At 61.0% G+C, this 16,533-nt stretch carries 19 protein-coding genes; 18 read left to right on the top strand and 1 reads right to left on the bottom strand.

Annotation, left to right across the window (positions count from 1 at the left end):
• Nucleotides 1-26: 26 nt before the first annotated feature.
• The 3 genes from secD to EGJ27_RS09505 all read left to right on the top strand — a co-directional run bounded on the left by secD (nt 27) and on the right by EGJ27_RS09505 (nt 3,464).
• Nucleotides 27-1,895 carry a protein translocase subunit SecD gene (secD, locus tag EGJ27_RS09515; protein ID WP_125830473.1) on the top strand — a complete coding sequence of 623 codons (1,869 nt, stop codon included), beginning with the start codon at nt 27-29 and terminating at the stop codon, nt 1,893-1,895.
• Nucleotides 1,896-1,904: 9 nt separating this feature from the next.
• A complete protein-coding gene (gene secF / locus EGJ27_RS09510) occupies nt 1,905-2,816 on the top strand; it encodes a protein translocase subunit SecF (RefSeq protein ID WP_125830472.1) in 912 nt (303 codons plus the stop codon).
• Nucleotides 2,817-2,924: 108 nt separating this feature from the next.
• Nucleotides 2,925-3,464 carry a glycine zipper 2TM domain-containing protein gene (locus tag EGJ27_RS09505; protein ID WP_125830471.1) on the top strand — a complete coding sequence of 180 codons (540 nt, stop codon included), beginning with the start codon at nt 2,925-2,927 and terminating at the stop codon, nt 3,462-3,464.
• Between the two features lie 138 nt (nt 3,465-3,602).
• Here the strand turns inward: EGJ27_RS09505 and suhB are convergent, their stop codons facing one another.
• Nucleotides 3,603-4,418, bottom strand: a complete 816-nt coding sequence (gene suhB, locus EGJ27_RS09500) for an inositol-phosphate phosphatase (protein ID WP_125830470.1) — start codon at nt 4,416-4,418, stop codon at nt 3,603-3,605.
• Between the two features lie 206 nt (nt 4,419-4,624).
• On the opposite strand from suhB, the gene trmJ reads away from it, so the two are divergent.
• The 15 genes from trmJ (at nt 4,625) to ispG (ending at nt 16,523) form a co-directional block, all read left to right on the top strand.
• Nucleotides 4,625-5,398, top strand: a complete 774-nt coding sequence (trmJ, locus tag EGJ27_RS09495) for a tRNA (cytosine(32)/uridine(32)-2'-O)-methyltransferase TrmJ (protein ID WP_125830719.1) — start codon at nt 4,625-4,627, stop codon at nt 5,396-5,398.
• On the top strand, nt 5,398-6,174 hold the full coding sequence (gene cysE / locus EGJ27_RS09490) for a serine O-acetyltransferase (RefSeq protein ID WP_125830469.1): 777 nt from the start codon (nt 5,398-5,400) through the stop codon (nt 6,172-6,174). The genes trmJ and cysE overlap by 1 nt, the downstream gene beginning before the upstream one ends.
• A gap of 155 nt (nt 6,175-6,329) precedes the next feature.
• Nucleotides 6,330-6,821 carry a Fe-S cluster assembly transcriptional regulator IscR gene (gene iscR, locus EGJ27_RS09485; RefSeq protein WP_125830468.1) on the top strand — a complete coding sequence of 164 codons (492 nt, stop codon included), beginning with the start codon at nt 6,330-6,332 and terminating at the stop codon, nt 6,819-6,821.
• 44 nt (nt 6,822-6,865) lie between these two features.
• Nucleotides 6,866-8,080 (top strand): IscS subfamily cysteine desulfurase, encoded by a 1,215-nt coding sequence (locus EGJ27_RS09480; protein ID WP_125830467.1) that lies wholly within the window; start codon nt 6,866-6,868, stop codon nt 8,078-8,080.
• A gap of 85 nt (nt 8,081-8,165) precedes the next feature.
• The gene (gene iscU / locus EGJ27_RS09475; RefSeq protein ID WP_002552476.1) at nt 8,166-8,552 is read left to right on the top strand and encodes a Fe-S cluster assembly scaffold IscU; all 387 of its coding nucleotides are present in this window, start codon (nt 8,166-8,168) and stop codon (nt 8,550-8,552) included.
• Between the two features lie 42 nt (nt 8,553-8,594).
• On the top strand, nt 8,595-8,918 hold the full coding sequence (gene iscA / locus EGJ27_RS09470; RefSeq protein ID WP_125830466.1) for an iron-sulfur cluster assembly protein IscA: 324 nt from the start codon (nt 8,595-8,597) through the stop codon (nt 8,916-8,918).
• Nucleotides 8,919-8,928: 10 nt separating this feature from the next.
• The gene (gene hscB / locus EGJ27_RS09465; RefSeq protein ID WP_125830465.1) at nt 8,929-9,450 is read left to right on the top strand and encodes a co-chaperone HscB; all 522 of its coding nucleotides are present in this window, start codon (nt 8,929-8,931) and stop codon (nt 9,448-9,450) included.
• A 47-nt stretch (nt 9,451-9,497) separates the two neighbouring features.
• Nucleotides 9,498-11,363, top strand: coding sequence for a Fe-S protein assembly chaperone HscA (gene hscA, locus EGJ27_RS09460; RefSeq protein ID WP_125830464.1), 1,866 nt, complete (start codon nt 9,498-9,500; stop codon nt 11,361-11,363).
• Nucleotides 11,363-11,704 carry an ISC system 2Fe-2S type ferredoxin gene (gene fdx / locus EGJ27_RS09455; RefSeq protein ID WP_125830463.1) on the top strand — a complete coding sequence of 114 codons (342 nt, stop codon included), beginning with the start codon at nt 11,363-11,365 and terminating at the stop codon, nt 11,702-11,704. The genes hscA and fdx overlap by 1 nt, the downstream gene beginning before the upstream one ends.
• Nucleotides 11,705-11,718: 14 nt before the next feature.
• Nucleotides 11,719-11,919 (top strand): Fe-S cluster assembly protein IscX, encoded by a 201-nt coding sequence (iscX, locus tag EGJ27_RS09450; protein WP_125830462.1) that lies wholly within the window; start codon nt 11,719-11,721, stop codon nt 11,917-11,919.
• A gap of 95 nt (nt 11,920-12,014) precedes the next feature.
• Nucleotides 12,015-12,440 (top strand): nucleoside-diphosphate kinase, encoded by a 426-nt coding sequence (gene ndk, locus EGJ27_RS09445; RefSeq protein WP_007964426.1) that lies wholly within the window; start codon nt 12,015-12,017, stop codon nt 12,438-12,440.
• Nucleotides 12,441-12,472: 32 nt separating this feature from the next.
• Nucleotides 12,473-13,621 (top strand): 23S rRNA (adenine(2503)-C(2))-methyltransferase RlmN, encoded by a 1,149-nt coding sequence (gene rlmN / locus EGJ27_RS09440; RefSeq protein ID WP_125830461.1) that lies wholly within the window; start codon nt 12,473-12,475, stop codon nt 13,619-13,621.
• A gap of 26 nt (nt 13,622-13,647) precedes the next feature.
• Nucleotides 13,648-14,409 (top strand): type IV pilus biogenesis/stability protein PilW, encoded by a 762-nt coding sequence (pilW, locus tag EGJ27_RS09435; RefSeq protein ID WP_125830460.1) that lies wholly within the window; start codon nt 13,648-13,650, stop codon nt 14,407-14,409.
• Nucleotides 14,406-15,410, top strand: coding sequence for a RodZ family helix-turn-helix domain-containing protein (locus tag EGJ27_RS09430; RefSeq protein WP_125830459.1), 1,005 nt, complete (start codon nt 14,406-14,408; stop codon nt 15,408-15,410). Before pilW ends, EGJ27_RS09430 begins: the two co-directional genes overlap by 4 nt.
• A gap of 3 nt (nt 15,411-15,413) precedes the next feature.
• A complete protein-coding gene (gene ispG, locus EGJ27_RS09425; RefSeq protein WP_125830458.1) occupies nt 15,414-16,523 on the top strand; it encodes a flavodoxin-dependent (E)-4-hydroxy-3-methylbut-2-enyl-diphosphate synthase in 1,110 nt (369 codons plus the stop codon).
• Nucleotides 16,524-16,533 lie beyond the last annotated feature (10 nt).

The following is a 16,533-nucleotide window of genomic DNA, read 5'->3' as shown; positions in this document are numbered from 1 at the left end:
GCCCCGCGTTCTAAGCGGGCGGCGTGATGCTGAACAAATACCCTCTGTGGAAATACGTACTGATCCTGGCGGTGCTGGTGGTCGGTTTTATTTATTCCGCACCCAATCTCTACCCTGATGATTCGGCCATCCAGATCAGCGGCGCCAGCACGGCGTTGCAGGTTACCCAGGCCGATGTGGATCGTGCAGCCAAGGCGCTTACCGATGCCGGCATCTCGGTCAAGGCTTCTTCTCTGGCCGAGAATGGCAAGGGCGGTTTGTTGCGTCTGAGCAAGCAGGAAGACCAACTCCCGGCCAAGGATGTGGTACGCAAGGCTTTGGGCGATGACTACGTTGTCGCGCTGAACCTGGCTCGTACTACTCCGCAATGGCTGCGTAACGTGGGCGCAAGCCCGATGAAACTGGGTCTCGACCTGTCCGGTGGTGTGCACTTCCTGCTGGAAGTGGACATGGACAAGGCAATCGATGCCCGTCTGAAAGTCTATGAAGGCGAAGCCAAGACCCTGCTGCGTAAAGAGAAGGTGCGTTATCGCAGCCTCCCGCAACTGGGCAATACGATTCAGCTGGGCTTCACTGACGATGCCGAACGCGAGCAGGCTCGTGCGCTGATTCGCAAGACCTTTACCGATTTCGAAGTCACGGCCGCCGAGCTGAACAGCATTCCGGTGCTGCGCATGGCGCTGACTCCGGCCAAGCTGGCCGAAATTCGTGAATACTCGATCAAGCAGAACCTGACCACGGTCCGTAACCGGGTCAACGAGCTGGGTGTGGCCGAGCCGCTGGTTCAGCGCCAGGGCGCCAACCGCATCGTGGTCGAGCTGCCGGGCGTGCAGGACACGGCCGAAGCCAAGCGTATTCTGGGCAAGACCGCCAACCTTGAGTTCCGCCTGGGCGCAGGCCCGGATGACTCCAAGGGCACCACCGAGATGTTCGAGTTCCGCGAGGGTGGCCGTCCGGCCGCTGCCGTCGAGCGCGGGCTGATCATCACCGGTGACCAGGTCACCGACGCTAAGGCCAGCTTTGACGAGCAGGGTCGTCCACAGGTGAACATCAACCTCGATGGTCATGGTGGCGAGCTGATGAGCCGCGCAACCCGCAGCAATGTGGGCCGCAGCATGGCGGTGATCTTCATCGAGCAGCGCCCGACCACCACCTACACCAGGCAGGTTGTGGATGGCGTCGAGAAAGACGTGCCGGTGCAGACCTTCACCGAAGACAAGAAGATCATCAGTCTGGCGACCATCCAGTCGCCGCTGGGCAGCCAGTTCCGCATCACCGGCCTGAACGGGCAGGGCGAAGCTTCCGAGCTGGCGCTGCTGCTGCGTGCCGGTGGCCTGGCCGCGCCGATGTATTTCGCTGAAGAGCGCACCATCGGCCCGAGCCTGGGTGCCGACAACATCACCAAGGGCATCGACGCTTCCCTGTGGGGCATGCTGTTCGTCTCGCTGTTCATCATGGCCATCTACCGCTTCTTCGGCCTGATCGCCACGGTTGCGCTGGCTCTGAACATGGTCATGCTGCTGGCGCTGATGTCGCTGCTGGGTGCAACGCTGACCTTGCCGGGTATCGCCGGTATCGTGTTGACCATGGGCATGGCGGTGGACGCCAACGTGCTGATCTTCTCGCGTATTCGTGAAGAGATCGCCAACGGCATGAGCGTCCAGCGTGCCATCAACGAAGGCTTCGATCGTGCGTACACCGCGATCCTCGACGCCAACCTGACGACGCTGCTGGTCGGCGGCATTCTCTTTGCGATGGGCACCGGTCCCGTCAAAGGGTTTGCGGTGACCATGTCGCTCGGGATCTTTACCTCGATGTTCACGGCCATCATGGTGACCCGCGCTATGGTCAACCTGATCTACGGCGGTCGTGACTTCAAGAAGTTGTGGATTTAAGGGGCTGCCATGTTACGTACCATCAACTTCATGGGCGTTCGCAACGTTGCGTTCGCCATTACCATGCTCCTTACCGTACTGGCGTTGTTCAGCTGGTCTTATAAAGGGCTCAACTTCGGTCTGGACTTCACCGGGGGTACGCTCATCGAGCTGACCTACGAGCGGCCGGCGGATCTGGGCAAGGTGCGCCAGGAGCTGACAGCGGCCGGTTACACCGAAGCGGTCGTACAAAGCTTCGGCGCCACCACCGACCTGCTGGTGCGCATGCCGGGTGAAGACCCGCAGCTGGGTAGCCAGGTGGCCGAAGCGCTGCGCAAGTCCGGGGCCGATAACCCGGCCACGATCAAGCGCGTCGAGTTCGTCGGCCCGCAGGTCGGTGAAGAGCTGCGCGACCAGGGCGGCATCGGCATGTTGCTGGCGCTGGGCGGCGTTCTGATCTACCTCGCATTCCGCTTCCAGTGGAAGTTCGCGGTCGGTGCAATCGTCTCGCTGATCCACGACGTGGTGGTGACGATGGGTATCCTGTCGTTCTTCCAGATCACCTTCGACCTGACGGTGCTGGCGGCGGTCCTCGCGATCATCGGCTACTCGCTCAACGACACCATCGTGGTATTCGACCGGGTTCGTGAGAACTTCCGTCTGCTGCGCAAGGCTTCGCTGATCGAGAACATCAACATCTCCACCACCCAGACGCTGCTGCGCACCATCGCGACGTCGGTGTCGACGCTGCTGGCTATCATCGCGTTGTGGGTGTTCGGTGGCGACAGCCTGGAAGGCTTCTCCATTGCGTTGTTCATCGGTGTACTGGCGGGTACTTACTCGTCGATCTACATCGCCAACGTGGTGCTGATCTGGCTGAACCTGACCACTGAAGATCTGATTCCTCCGGTAACTGCCGAGAAGGCTGACGATCTCCCGTAATACCGTTCGGGAATAAGAAAAAAGCGCGAGTTGAACTCGCGCTTTTTTTTGTGCTCCAAGGCGTGGTACGGCGTAAGAAATTACGCTTCGGAAGGTCAGGAGGTTCAAGTGAACAAGTCGATGCTTGTTGGTGCTGTTTTAGGTGCTGCTGTCGTTACCGCCGGCGGCGCTGTTGCCACCTACAGCCTGGTCAAGGGCGGCCCTGAGTATGCCGATGTGTTGGCGGTCGAGCCGGTCAAGCAGCAGATCAAGACGCCTCGTGAAGTGTGCAAGGACGTGACGGTGACCCGACAGGCGCCGGTGAAGGATCAACACCAGATCGTGGGCAGCGTTATCGGTGCGGTAGCCGGTGGTTTGCTGGGTAACCAGGTCGGCGGCGGCAACGGCAAGAAGATCGCTACAGTGGCTGGTGCGGTTGGCGGCGGCTATGCCGGTAACAAGGTGCAGGAAGGTATGCAGAACCGCGACACCTATACGACCACCCAGACGCGCTGCAACACCGTCAATGACATCAGCGACAAGGTCGTGGGCTACAACGTGAAGTACAAGCTCAACGACAAAGTCGGGCAAGTCCGCATGGATCGCGATCCAGGCAGCCAGATTCCAGTGGACGAAAAAGGCCAGCTGATTCTGGGCCAGGCTCAGTAAATCGTCAGGCTTCGAAAAAAAGCACCTTCGGGTGCTTTTTTCGTTTTCGCAGCCACCACCGCAACGTGATTTGCAGGTGTTTGGCTTGGTTGGGGCACAAAAAAAAGCACCCGAAGGTGCTTTTCGATCCTGCAGGTATCAGCGCTTCAGCGAAGGCGGCAGGTGCGGAGCGATTGCAGTCAGCACTGCCTTGAAGCACTTGGTGTTACCCGCAACGATGTGGCCTTTCTCCAGGAAGTCGTGACCGCCTGTGAAGTCGCTGACCAGACCGCCTGCTTCCTGAATCAACAGAGCGCCGGCGGCCATGTCCCATTCGGACAGGCCCGATTCCCAGAAGGCGTCGAAACGACCGGCTGCGACGTAAGCCAGGTCCAGGCTGGCAGCACCGGCACGGCGGATGCCGGCGGTCTGGCCGACCAGGGCGCGGAACATGCCCAGGTAGTTTTCCAGGCCGTCCATTTGCTCGTCACGGAACGGGAAGCCGGTGCCCAGCAGCGCGCCTTCAAGGCTCTTGCGCTGGCTGACGCGCAGGCGACGACCATTGAGTGCGGCGCCACGGCCACGGCTGGCGGTGAATTCTTCCTGGCGGACCGGGTCGAGCACGACGGCGTGTTCCAGGCGGCCACGGTATTTGCAGGCGATGCTGACCGCGAAATGCGGGATGCCGCGAACGAAGTTGGTGGTGCCGTCCAGCGGGTCGATGATCCAGAGGTAGTCGGTGCCTTCACCGCTGCCTTCGTGCATGCCGCTTTCTTCACCGAGAATGCCGTGGGTAGGATAAGCCTTGCGCAGAGCGGTGATGATGCTTTGCTCGGCGGCACGGTCGATTTCCGTGACGTAGTCCTTGGCTTCTTTTTCGTCAACCTTGATGGTATCCAGGCGCTCGATGGAGCGGAAAATCAATTCGCTGGCGCTGCGGGCGGCGCGCAGCGCGATATTCAGCATGGGCTGCATGGACAAATCACCTAAGGTTGTTAAAGAGAGCCGGGCATTCTAGGGCCTGTATTGAATTATTTCCAGCCTTGCGTTGTCGCGGTCGTCCGGTTTTCGACGGTCGCCTCTGTAAAACCGGCGACACACCCGGCGCACAGGTTCATAGCGTAAATCGGGGCGGTTCTGTAAGATTTGGCCCCCCTCAATTGTGTCAGTGAGTGTTCGCATTGTTGCAGAACATACGTGTTGTCCTGGTCGGCACTACCCATCCCGGAAATATCGGCGGGGCTGCGCGAGCCATGAAAAACATGGGGCTTACGCGCCTGGTGTTGGTCGAACCGCGCATTTTCCCTTCGCCTGATGCCGATGCCCGCGCCTCGGGCGCGACCGATATCCTCGAAGGCGCACAGGTCGTGGCGACGCTGGAAGAAGCGCTGGTCGGCTGCAGTCTGGTGCTGGGTACCAGCGCTCGCGACCGCAGCCTGCCATGGCCAATGCTCGATCCGCGTGAATCCGGCGTGAAGGTGGTCGAGCAGGCCGGGCAGGGCGCTGAAGTCGCGCTGGTCTTTGGTCGTGAGCATGCCGGCCTGACCAACGACGAACTGCAGCGCTGCCATTTCCACGTGCACATTCCCTCCGACCCGCAATTCAGCTCGCTGAACCTCGCGGCCGCCGTGCAAGTGCTCAGCTATGAAGTGCGTATGTCCTGGCTGGCTGCCGGTCAGGCACCGGCGGGCGCCGAAAAACCGGACGCCGCCGCGCAGCATCAGGCCGAGCTGGCGACGATGGACGAGATGGAAGGGTTTTACGGGCACCTGGAGTCAACGCTGGTCGCCATCGGCTTCCTCGATCCTGAAAAACCCCGGCACCTGATGGCGCGTCTGCGCAGGCTGTATGGTCGCAGCGAAGTGGAGCGCTCGGAACTGAGCATCCTGCGCGGCATTCTGACCGAGACTCAAAAAACGGCACGGGGCGAACCCCACAAGCGGAAGGATCAGTGATGTTCGAGCGTCTGCGAGAAGATATCCAGAGTGTGTTTCATCGCGACCCGGCGGCGCGCAACGCGTTTGACGTCCTGACCTGCTATCCGGGCATGCACGCCATCTGGCTGCATCGCTTCGCTCACAAGCTCTGGCGTCGCGGCTGGAAATGGCCGGCACGCGTGGTGTCGAACTTCGGTCGCTGGATGACCGGTATCGAAATCCACCCAGGCGCCGTGATCGGCCGTCGGTTTTTCATCGACCACGGCATGGGTATCGTGATTGGCGAAACCGCGGAAATCGGCAACGACGTGACGCTCTATCAGGGCGTCACCCTGGGCGGCACCAGCTGGAATGCCGGCAAGCGCCATCCGACGCTGGAAGACGGCGTGGTGGTGGGTGCCGGCGCCAAGGTGCTCGGCCCGTTCACCGTGGGCGCCGGCGCCAAGATCGGCTCCAATGCGGTGGTCACCAAGCCGGTGCCGGCCGGCGCGACTGCCGTGGGTATTCCGGGTCGCATCATCGTCAAGTCCACCGACGAGACCGAAGCGCGGCGCAAGGCCATCGCCGAGAAGCTGGGCTTCGACGCCTACGGCGTCAGCGCCGACATGCCCGATCCGGTGGCGCGGGCCATCGGTCAGCTGCTGGACCACCTGCAGGCGGTGGACGCCCGCCTCGAAGGCATGTGCGGTGCGCTGAACAAGCTGGGCAGCGATTATTGCGCCAAGGAACTGCCTGAATTGCGCGATGAAGTCTTCGACTGCGTGAAGGACAAGAGCGAGGACCGCGTCCAGTGATTCGGCGCCCGCCGGCGTGTCCACGCGGGTCGATTCTTGCTATGCTACCGCCCGCAAATTCAGCTAATCCCGACTGTTTTGCTTGGTCTTATAGTTGACTTAAATACTCGGGAATAGCATACTCGCTCCCATTCTGATCCCTTGCGGTACACGCCATGCGACTGACTACAAAAGGCCGATACGCTGTCACTGCGATGCTTGACCTGGCATTGCATGCGCAGCACGGGCCAGTGTCTCTGGCCGACATTTCCGAGCGGCAGGGCATTTCGCTTTCCTACCTCGAGCAGTTGTTCGCCAAGCTGCGTCGCAGCAATCTGGTGTCCAGCGTTCGCGGTCCGGGCGGCGGTTATCAGCTGTCCCGCGACATGCAAGGTATTCAGGTCGCGCAGGTCGTCGATGCGGTCAACGAATCGGTCGATGCGACGCGTTGCCAGGGGCTGGGTGATTGCCACGGTGGCGACACCTGCCTGACCCACCACCTGTGGTGCGACCTGAGTCAGCAGATTCACGAATTTCTGAGCGGTATCAGCCTGGCGGACCTTGTCACTCGCCGTGAGGTACAAGAAGTCGCTCAGCGCCAGGACATGCGCCGCTGCAACAGCAAGACGCCGCAACTGGATAAGATCGAAACGTCCGCCGTCGAATGAACGCAGATGAATGCGCGGCGAGCCAGCCTGATAGGAGAGTTTCAATGAAGTTGCCGATTTACCTCGATTACTCCGCAACGACCCCGGTCGATCCGCGAGTAGCGCAGAAAATGATCGATTGCCTGCTGGTTGACGGAAACTTCGGCAACCCGGCCTCGCGTTCCCACGTATTCGGCTGGAAGGCTGAAGAGGCTGTCGAGAATGCTCGCCGTCAGGTCGCCGATCTGGTCAACGCCGATCCACGCGAAATCGTCTGGACCTCCGGTGCGACCGAGTCCGACAACCTGGCCATCAAGGGTGTCGCGCACTTCTACCACACCAAGGGCAAGCACCTGATCACCTCCAAGGTCGAGCACAAGGCCGTGCTGGACACCACTCGCCAGCTGGAGCGTGAAGGCTTCGAAGTCACTTACATCGAGCCGGGCGAAGACGGCCTGATCACGCCGGCCATGGTTGAAGCGGCCATGCGCGACGACACCATCCTGGTGTCGATCATGCACGTGAACAACGAAATCGGCACCATCAACGACATCGCCGCCATCGGTGAACTGACCCGCTCGCGCGGCGTGCTGTTCCATGTCGATGCGGCGCAGTCCACCGGTAAGGTCGACATCGACCTGGCCAGCCTGAAAGTCGACCTGATGTCGTTCTCGGCACACAAGACCTACGGCCCCAAAGGCATCGGCGCGCTGTACGTCAGCCGCAAGCCGCGTGTTCGCCTCGAAGCGACCATGCACGGCGGCGGTCACGAGCGCGGCATGCGTTCCGGCACCCTGGCGACCCACCAGATCGTCGGCATGGGTGAAGCCTTCCGCATCGCCAAGGAAGAAATGGCCAGCGAGAACGTGCGCATCAAGGCATTGAGCGACCGTTTCTTCAAGCAGGTCGAGAACCTCGAAGAGCTGTACGTCAACGGCAGCCTGACCGCTCGCGTCCCGCACAACCTGAACCTGAGCTTCAACTACGTTGAAGGCGAGTCGCTGATCATGGCGCTCAAGGATCTGGCGGTGTCGTCCGGTTCGGCCTGCACCTCGGCTTCCCTGGAGCCGTCGTACGTCCTGCGCGCCCTTGGTCGTAATGACGAACTGGCCCACAGCTCGATACGCTTCACCTTCGGCCGCTTCAGCACCGAAGAAGAAATCGATTACGCCGCGCAGAAGGTTTGCGAGGCTGTTACCAAGCTGCGTGCTCTTTCGCCGCTGTGGGACATGTTCAAAGACGGCGTCGATATCTCCAAGATCGAGTGGGCGGCGCACTAATTTAAAGTCGCCTACAACCCAGGCCGGGCGCGGTTCAAGCGCCATGGCCTGAAGAGCGGCTCCCTGATGTGAGAGGAACAGAATCATGGCTTACAGCGAAAAGGTCATCGACCACTACGAGAACCCGCGCAACGTCGGCAAGATGAACGCGGAAGACCCTGATGTCGGCACCGGCATGGTCGGCGCGCCGGCCTGCGGCGACGTGATGCGTCTGCAGATCAAGGTCAACGAGCAGGGCGTCATCGAAGACGCCAAGTTCAAGACCTACGGCTGCGGTTCGGCTATCGCCTCCAGCTCCCTGGCCACCGAGTGGATGAAGGGCAAGACACTGGACGAGGCCGAGACCATCAAGAACACCCAGCTGGCTGAAGAGCTTGCGCTGCCTCCGGTGAAGATCCACTGCTCGGTACTCGCCGAAGACGCCATCAAGGCGGCTGTTCGTGACTACAAGCAGAAGAAAGGCCTCCTGTAAGGAGTCTTTTTTCGAGAAGCTGGCGACTAGCAAGGAGTTCCAATGGCTATCAGCATGACAGAAGCTGCCGCTAACCACGTGCGTCGTTCCATCGAGGGGCGCGGCAAGGGTGACGGCATTCGTCTGGGTGTTCGCACCACAGGCTGTTCCGGTCTTGCCTACGTGCTCGAGTTCGTCGATGCCGCAGGTACTGATGACACCGTGTTCGAAATGCACGGCGTGAAGATCATCATTGACCCCAAAAGCCTGGTCTACCTCGACGGTACTGAGCTGGACTTCGTTCGTGAAGGTCTGAACGAAGGCTTCAAGTTCAATAATCCGAACTCGCGTGGCGAGTGTGGCTGTGGCGAAAGCTTCAACGTCTGAGGCTTTTATCGTGGGTACTCCTTGTCACTTCGCCCTGTTCGAACTCAAGCCGGCGTTTCGGCTTGACCTCGACCAGCTGGCAACGCGTTACCGTGAGTTGGCGCGCAGTGTTCATCCCGACCGCTTCGCCGACGCTCCCGAGCGTGAGCAGCGTGTTGCGCTGGAACAGTCCGCCAACCTCAACGAAGCCTATCAGACGCTCAAGAGCGCGCCGAAACGGGCTCGCTACCTGCTGACGCTGCAAGGCGACGAAGTGCCGCTCGAAGTCACCGTGCACGATCCCGATTTTCTTCTGCAACAGATGCAATGGCGCGAAGAACTCGAAGATCTGCAGGACAACGGCGATCTGGCCGGCGTTGCAACGTTCAAGCGGCGGCTCAAGGTCGCGCAGGATGAGCTGAACGACAGCTTCGCTGCCTGTTGGGATGATGCTGCGCAGCGCGAACAGGCCGAACGCCTGATGCGCCGCATGCAGTTCCTCGACAAGCTTTCCTACGAAGTGCGCCAGCTCGAAGAGCGCCTCGACGATTAACCCCCGTGCCGCTCCGGCGGCGCGCCAGCGTGATTATTCAGACAAGCATGGCCTTACTGCAGATCGCCGAACCCGGCCAGAGTCCTCAACCGCATCAGCGTCGTCTGGCGGTGGGTATCGACCTGGGCACTACCAATTCGCTGGTCGCTGCATTGCGCAGCGGCCTTTCCGAACCGCTGGCCGATGCAAGCGGGCAGGTCATCCTGCCGTCTGCCGTGCGCTACCACGCCGACCGGGTTGAAGTCGGGCAAACGGCCAAGGCCGCTGCTTCCGCCGACCCGTTCAATACCGTGCTGTCGGTCAAGCGCCTGATGGGCCGCGGCCTTGCCGACGTCAAGCAGCTGGGCGAGCAACTGCCTTACCGCTTCGTCGAAGGCGAGTCGCACATGCCTTTCATCGAAACCGTTCAGGGGCCGAAAAGCCCGGTCGAAGTTTCGGCGGATATCCTCAAGGTGTTGCGCCAGCGCGCAGAAGCCACCTTGGGCGGCGAGCTGGTGGGTGCGGTGATTACCGTTCCTGCGTATTTCGACGATGCCCAGCGCCAGGCCACCAAAGACGCCGCGCGCCTGGCCGGTCTCAATGTACTGCGCCTGCTCAACGAGCCTACTGCGGCTGCCGTTGCCTATGGGCTCGACCAGAAGGCCGAAGGCGTCGTGGCAATCTACGACCTGGGCGGCGGTACATTCGATATCTCGATCCTGCGCCTGACCGGCGGTGTGTTTGAAGTGCTGGCCACCGGCGGCGATACCGCGCTGGGCGGCGACGACTTCGATCATGCCATCGCCAGCTGGATTGTTGCTGACGCCGGCCTGTCCGCCGACATGGACCCGTCCGTGCAGCGTCGCTTGCTGCAAATCGCCTGTGACGCCAAGGAAGCCCTGACCGACGCCGAGTCGGTCGAAGTGGCTTACGAGGGCTGGGCCGGCGTGCTGACCCGCGACGCCTTCAATGCCCTGATCGAGCCGATGGTCGCTCGCAGCCTGAAGTCCTGCCGTCGTGCGGTGCGCGACTCCAACGTCGAGCTGGATGAAGTCAAGGCCGTGGTCATGGTCGGCGGTTCCACTCGCGTGCCCCGCGTTCGCGAGGCGGTCGCCGAGTTGTTCGGTCGCCAGCCGCTGACCACCATAGACCCGGATCAGGTGGTCGCCATCGGCGCCGCGATCCAGGCCGACACCCTGGCCGGCAACAAGCGTGACGGCGAAGAATTGCTGTTGCTCGACGTGATTCCGCTCTCGCTGGGGCTGGAAACCATGGGCGGGCTGATGGAAAAGGTCATTCCCCGCAATACCACCATTCCGGTGGCGCGCGGTCAGGAATTCACCACGTACAAAGACGGCCAGACCGCCATGATGATTCATGTGCTGCAGGGCGAGCGCGAGCTGATCAGCGACTGCCGTTCCCTGGCACGCTTCGAACTGCGTGGCATTCCGGCCATGGTGGCAGGTGCGGCAAAGATTCGTGTCACTTTCCAGGTCGACGCCGATGGCCTGCTCAGCGTTTCGGCGCGCGAACTGGCATCGGGCGTCGAGGCGAGCATTCAGGTCAAGCCGTCCTACGGGCTGACCGACGGGGAAATCACCCGCATGCTCAAGGATTCCTTCGAGTACGCCGGCGACGACAAGGTTGCCCGCGTGCTGCGTGAACACCAGGTCGATGCCGAACGCCTGCTCGAAGCTGTGCAGGGCGCCATGGACGCCGATGGCGAGCGCCTGCTCGATGAAGAAGAGCGCATGGTGATCAACCTGGAGATGGACCAACTCCGTGAACTGATGCACGGCACCGATGGCCATGCCATCGAGCAGCAGACCAAGCGTCTGTCGCAGGTGACCGACGCATTTGCCGCCCGACGCCTTGATTCGACGGTCAAAGCCGCGTTGGCCGGGCGCAACCTGAATGAAATCGAGGATAACTGATGCCGCAGGTCATTTTTCTGCCCCACGCCGTGCTCTGCCCGGAAGGGCTGGTTGTAGAGGCCGAGCCCGGCATCTCTGTTCTGGAGCTGGCTCATGAGCACCATATCGAGATCGAAAGCGCCTGCGGCGGCGTCTGCGCCTGCACCACCTGCCACTGCATCATCCGCGAGGGCTTCAACTCCCTGGAAGAAGCGGACGAGCTGGAAGAAGACATGCTCGACAAGGCCTGGGGCCTGGAGCCGCAGTCGCGTCTGTCGTGTCAGGCGGTCGTCGGAAATGAAGACCTGACGGTTGAAATTCCCAAGTATTCGCTCAACCATGCGGCCGAAGCCCCGCACTGACAAGGAGCTGTCACATGAGTCTCAAATGGGTCGATGTGCAGGAAATCGCCATCCAGCTGGCCGAACGGCATCCGGATATCGATCCGCTGTCGGTGAACTTCGTCAAGCTGCGCAATCTGGTCATGGAGCTGCCTGAATTCGACGACGATCCGGCCCGCGGCGGGGAAAAAGTCCTCGAAGCGATCCAGACGCTCTGGATCGAAGAGGCCGATTGAATCAGTAACGCATGCAAGTTAGGCAATACACCGGAACCCGCGTATAATTCGCGGGTTTAATTTTTCGCTTCAATCACTGTTTCTGGAGTTTCACCATGGCTGTTCAACGTACTTTCTCCATCATCAAGCCTGACGCCGTTGCTAAAAACGTAATCGGCGAGATCACCACTCGTTTCGAAAAGGCCGGTCTGCGCGTCGTTGCTTCCAAGCTGAAGCAACTGTCCAAGGCTGAAGCTGAAGGTTTCTACGCTGAGCACAAAGAGCGTGGCTTCTTCGGTGACCTGGTTGCCTTCATGATCTCCGGTCCTGTTGTCGTTCAGGTTCTGGAAGGTGAAAACGCTATCGCTCTGAACCGCGAGCTGATGGGCGCTACCAACCCTAAAGAAGCTGCTGCCGGCACCATCCGTGCTGATTTCGCTGAGTCCATCGACGCCAACGCTGTTCACGGTTCCGATTCGGAAGCAGCCGCTGCTCGCGAAATCTCGTACTTCTTCGCAGCTACCGAGGTAACCACTCGCTAAGGTCTGCCGACCTGCGAGTGAAGGGTGAATTCATGATTGCATCGACTGGTAAAACTAACCTGTTGGGTCTGACTCAGCTGGAAATGGAAAAATTCTTCGACTCTATCGGGGAGAAGCGCTTCCGTGCCGGTCAGGTCATGAAGTGGATTCACCACTTTGGCGTCGACGATTTCGACGCCATGACGAACGTCAGCAAGGCCCTGCGCGAAAAGCTCAAGGCCTGTGCCGAAGTTCGTGGTCCCGAAGTGGTCAGCGAGGACATTTCCAGCGACGGCACCCGTAAGTGGGTGGTGCGCGTGGAGTCCGGCAGCTGCGTCGAGACCGTCTACATCCCCCAGGGCAAGCGCGGCACCTTGTGCGTTTCGTCCCAGGCGGGCTGTGCCCTGGATTGCAGTTTCTGCTCCACTGGCAAACAAGGCTTCAACAGCAACCTCACCGCCGCCGAAGTCATCGGTCAGGTGTGGATTGCCAACAAATCCTTCGGCAGCGTCCCGGCAACCGTCGACCGTGCCATCACCAACGTGGTGATGATGGGCATGGGCGAGCCGCTGCTCAATTTCGATAATGTCATTGCCGCCATGCATCTGATGATGGATGACCTGGGCTATGGCATTTCCAAGCGCCGGGTGACGCTGTCCACCTCCGGCGTGGTACCGATGATCGACGAGCTGTCCAAGCACATCGACGTCTCGCTTGCCCTGTCGCTGCACGCGCCCAACGACGCGCTGCGCAACCAGCTGGTACCGATCAACAAGAAGTATCCGCTCCAGATGCTGCTCGAGTCGTGCCGCCGCTACATGTCCAGCCTGGGCGAGAAGCGTGTGCTGACCATCGAGTACACCATGCTCAAGGACGTCAACGACAAGGTCGAGCACGCGGTCGAGATGATCGAGCTGCTCAAGGACACGCCTTGCAAGATCAACCTGATCCCGTTCAACCCGTTCCCGCACTCCGGGTACGAACGTCCGAGCAACAACGCAATCCGTCGCTTCCAGGATCTGCTGCATCAGGCCGGCTACAACGTGACCGTGCGTACCACGCGTGGTGAAGACATCGATGCCGCCTGCGGCCAGCTGGTCGGTCAGGTCATGGACCGCACCCGTCGCAGCGAGCGCTACATCGCGGTGCGTGAGTTGAGCGCTGATGCCGATCTGGCTTCAGGCGCAGCCACCCGAACCTGACTGCGAACCTGACTGAGAGGGACCCCATGTCTGTGCGCATTCCATTGGTGCTATGTCTCGTCATCTTGCTGGTGGGCTGCGTATCGACAGGCAACGTCAACCCGCTCTCCACCAGTCAGGGCCGCGATCAGGCACGCGACGCGTATGTGCAGCTTGGGTTGGGTTACTTCCAGCAAGGGCAGACCGAGCGGGCCAAGATCCCGCTCAAGAAAGCCCTGGAGCTTGACAGCTCCGATCCGCAAGCCAATGCCGCCCTGGCGCTGGTGTTCCAGACCGAAATGGAACCTGAACTCGCCGATCAGTACTTTCGCAAAGCCCTTTCCGCCAGCGGCAACGACGCGCGGATCGTCAATAATTACGGCAGTTTCCTCTACGAACAGCAGCACTATCCCGAAGCGTATGAGCGTTTTGAACAGGCAGCGGCCGATAACCTGTATCCTGAGCGGTCCCGGGTGTTCGAAAGCCTTGGCATGACGGCGTTGAAGCTGGGCAAGCGCGATGTGGCCCGCGAGCATTTCACCAAGGCCCTGCGTCTTGACCGCCAGCAACCGCGTTCACTGCTGGAAATGGCTGAGTTGTCTTACGAAGACGGGCAATATGTGCCGGCGCGTGATTTCTACGACCGTTTCAGCCAGTTGAGCGAGCAGAACGCACGCAGCCTGTTACTCGGCACCCGGTTGGCCAAGGTCTATGAAGACCGTGACAAGGCAGCCAGTTTTGGTTTGCAATTAAAAAGACTTTATCCCGGTACGCCGGAATATCAGCAATACCTGTCGGAGCAAAGATGAAAGCGGCGCATCCCGAAGTTGTGGCAACCACTCGCCTGAATCCTGGAGAAACCCTGCGCCAGGCCCGTGAGAGCAAGAACTGGTCGCTGCCAGATGTCGCTCTGAGGATGAACCTTACCGTGGCGTCCCTGGGCAACCTGGAAAACGGTCAATTCGAAAAGCTGCCGGGCCATACCTTTGCCCGCGGCTACGTTCGCGCCTACGCCAAGTTGCTGGGCCTGGATCAGGCCGCGCTGGTCGATCAGTTCGACCAGTACACCGGCACCGACGGCAAGGGCAGTTCGGTCCATGCGCTGGGTCGTATCGAAGAGCCGGTGCGCCTTTCCCACAATATCCTGCGTATCGTCAGCCTGTTGTTGTTGCTGGTACTGGTGGGTGGCGGTTTCCTGTGGTGGCAGGATCAGGCCACGTTGCGCGGCAAGGACTCCGGCCTGAACCTTGAGCACGTTGAAGTCGAGAGCGCCGATGGCACGACCCAGATCCACCCGCTCGACGAGCCGGAAGATCAGGCCGTGGTCGAGAACCAGAACACCAACGAAGCGCCGCTCGCATTGACGCCGAGCACGCCGCTGGCCGATAGCCCTGCGCCATCGACCAGCGCCTCGGCGCCGTCGACACCTGCCCAGTTGCCTGCTCAGGTCCCGACTCCAGCGCCCGCGCCCTTGACGCCTCCGGCAGCCACCGCCACCGCGCCTGCCACGCCGGCCGTGCCGGTCACGCCGCCGGTCGAGCAGGAAGCGCCGACGCCGGTCCTGGCCGGTTCCGGTCAGGTCAAGGTTCAGTTCACCGCCGATTGCTGGACCCAGGTCACGGACGGCAACGGCAAGGTCCTGGCCAGCGGTCTGAAACGCAAGGGCGAGAGCCTGGACATCAGCGGCAAGCCGCCGCTGTTGCTGCGCCTGGGCTATGCCCGCGGAGCGCAGGTCAGCTATAACGGGCAGCCTGTTGATGTGGCCCCTTTCACCAGCGGCGAAACTGCTCGCCTGAAGCTAGGGCAATAATTCATGCACGGCCAATCCCCAATCAAGCGTCGCGAATCCCGAAAAATCTGGGTCGGTTCCGTGCCGGTCGGCGGCGATGCCCCGATCGCCGTCCAGAGCATGACCAACAGCGACACCAATGACGTCGATGCGACCGTCGCGCAGATCAACCGGCTCGAAGCTGCCGGCGTGGATATCGTGCGTGTCTCGGTTCCCGACATGGATGCCGCCGAAGCGTTCGGCCGCATCAAGCAGCGCGTCAAGGTGCCGCTGGTTGCCGACATCCACTTCGACTACCGCATCGCATTACGGGTCGCCGAACTGGGCGTGGACTGCCTGCGCATCAATCCGGGCAACATCGGCCGTGAAGACCGCGTTCGTGCGGTGGTGGATGCCGCTCGCGACCGTGGCATCCCGATTCGTATCGGCGTCAACGCCGGTTCCCTGGAAAAAGACCTGCAGAAGAAGTATGGCGAGCCAACGCCCGAAGCGCTGGTCGAGTCGGCCTTGCGCCACGTCGAGCACCTGGAACGGCTGAACTTCCCTGACTTCAAGGTCAGCGTGAAAGCGTCCGACGTGTTCATGGCTGTCGCCGCCTACCGCCTGCTGGCCAAAGAGATCGTCCAGCCGCTGCACCTGGGCATTACCGAAGCGGGTGGCTTGCGCTCCGGCACGGTGAAATCCGCAGTCGGGCTGGGTATGCTGCTTGCCGAAGGAATTGGCGATACTATCCGCATCTCGCTGGCCGCCGACCCGGTCGAAGAAGTGAAGGTCGGCTACGACATTCTCAAGTCGCTGCACCTGCGTTCCCGTGGCATCAACTTCATCGCCTGCCCGAGCTGTTCGCGGCAGAACTTCGATGTGGTCAAGACCATGAACGAACTGGAAGGGCGTCTCGAGGATCTGCTGGTCCCGCTGGACGTCGCCGTGATCGGCTGCGTGGTCAACGGCCCCGGCGAAGCCAAGGAAGCGCATATCGGCCTTACCGGCGGTACGCCCAACCTGATCTACATCGACGGCAAGCCGGCGCAGAAGCTGACCAATGACAATCTCGTGAATGAGCTGGAACGCCTGATTCGTGAGAAAGCGGCCGAAAAGGCCGCAGCCGACGCCTCGGTCATCGTGCGCGGCTAACCCAGATTGC

It is taken from the genome of Pseudomonas sp. v388 (assembly GCF_003935425.1).
In the GTDB taxonomy this organism is placed as follows: Bacteria; Pseudomonadota; Gammaproteobacteria; order Pseudomonadales; family Pseudomonadaceae; genus Aquipseudomonas.
The sequence above is the reverse complement of the archived record's forward strand: the minus strand, read 5'-3'. Positions and strand labels throughout refer to the sequence as shown.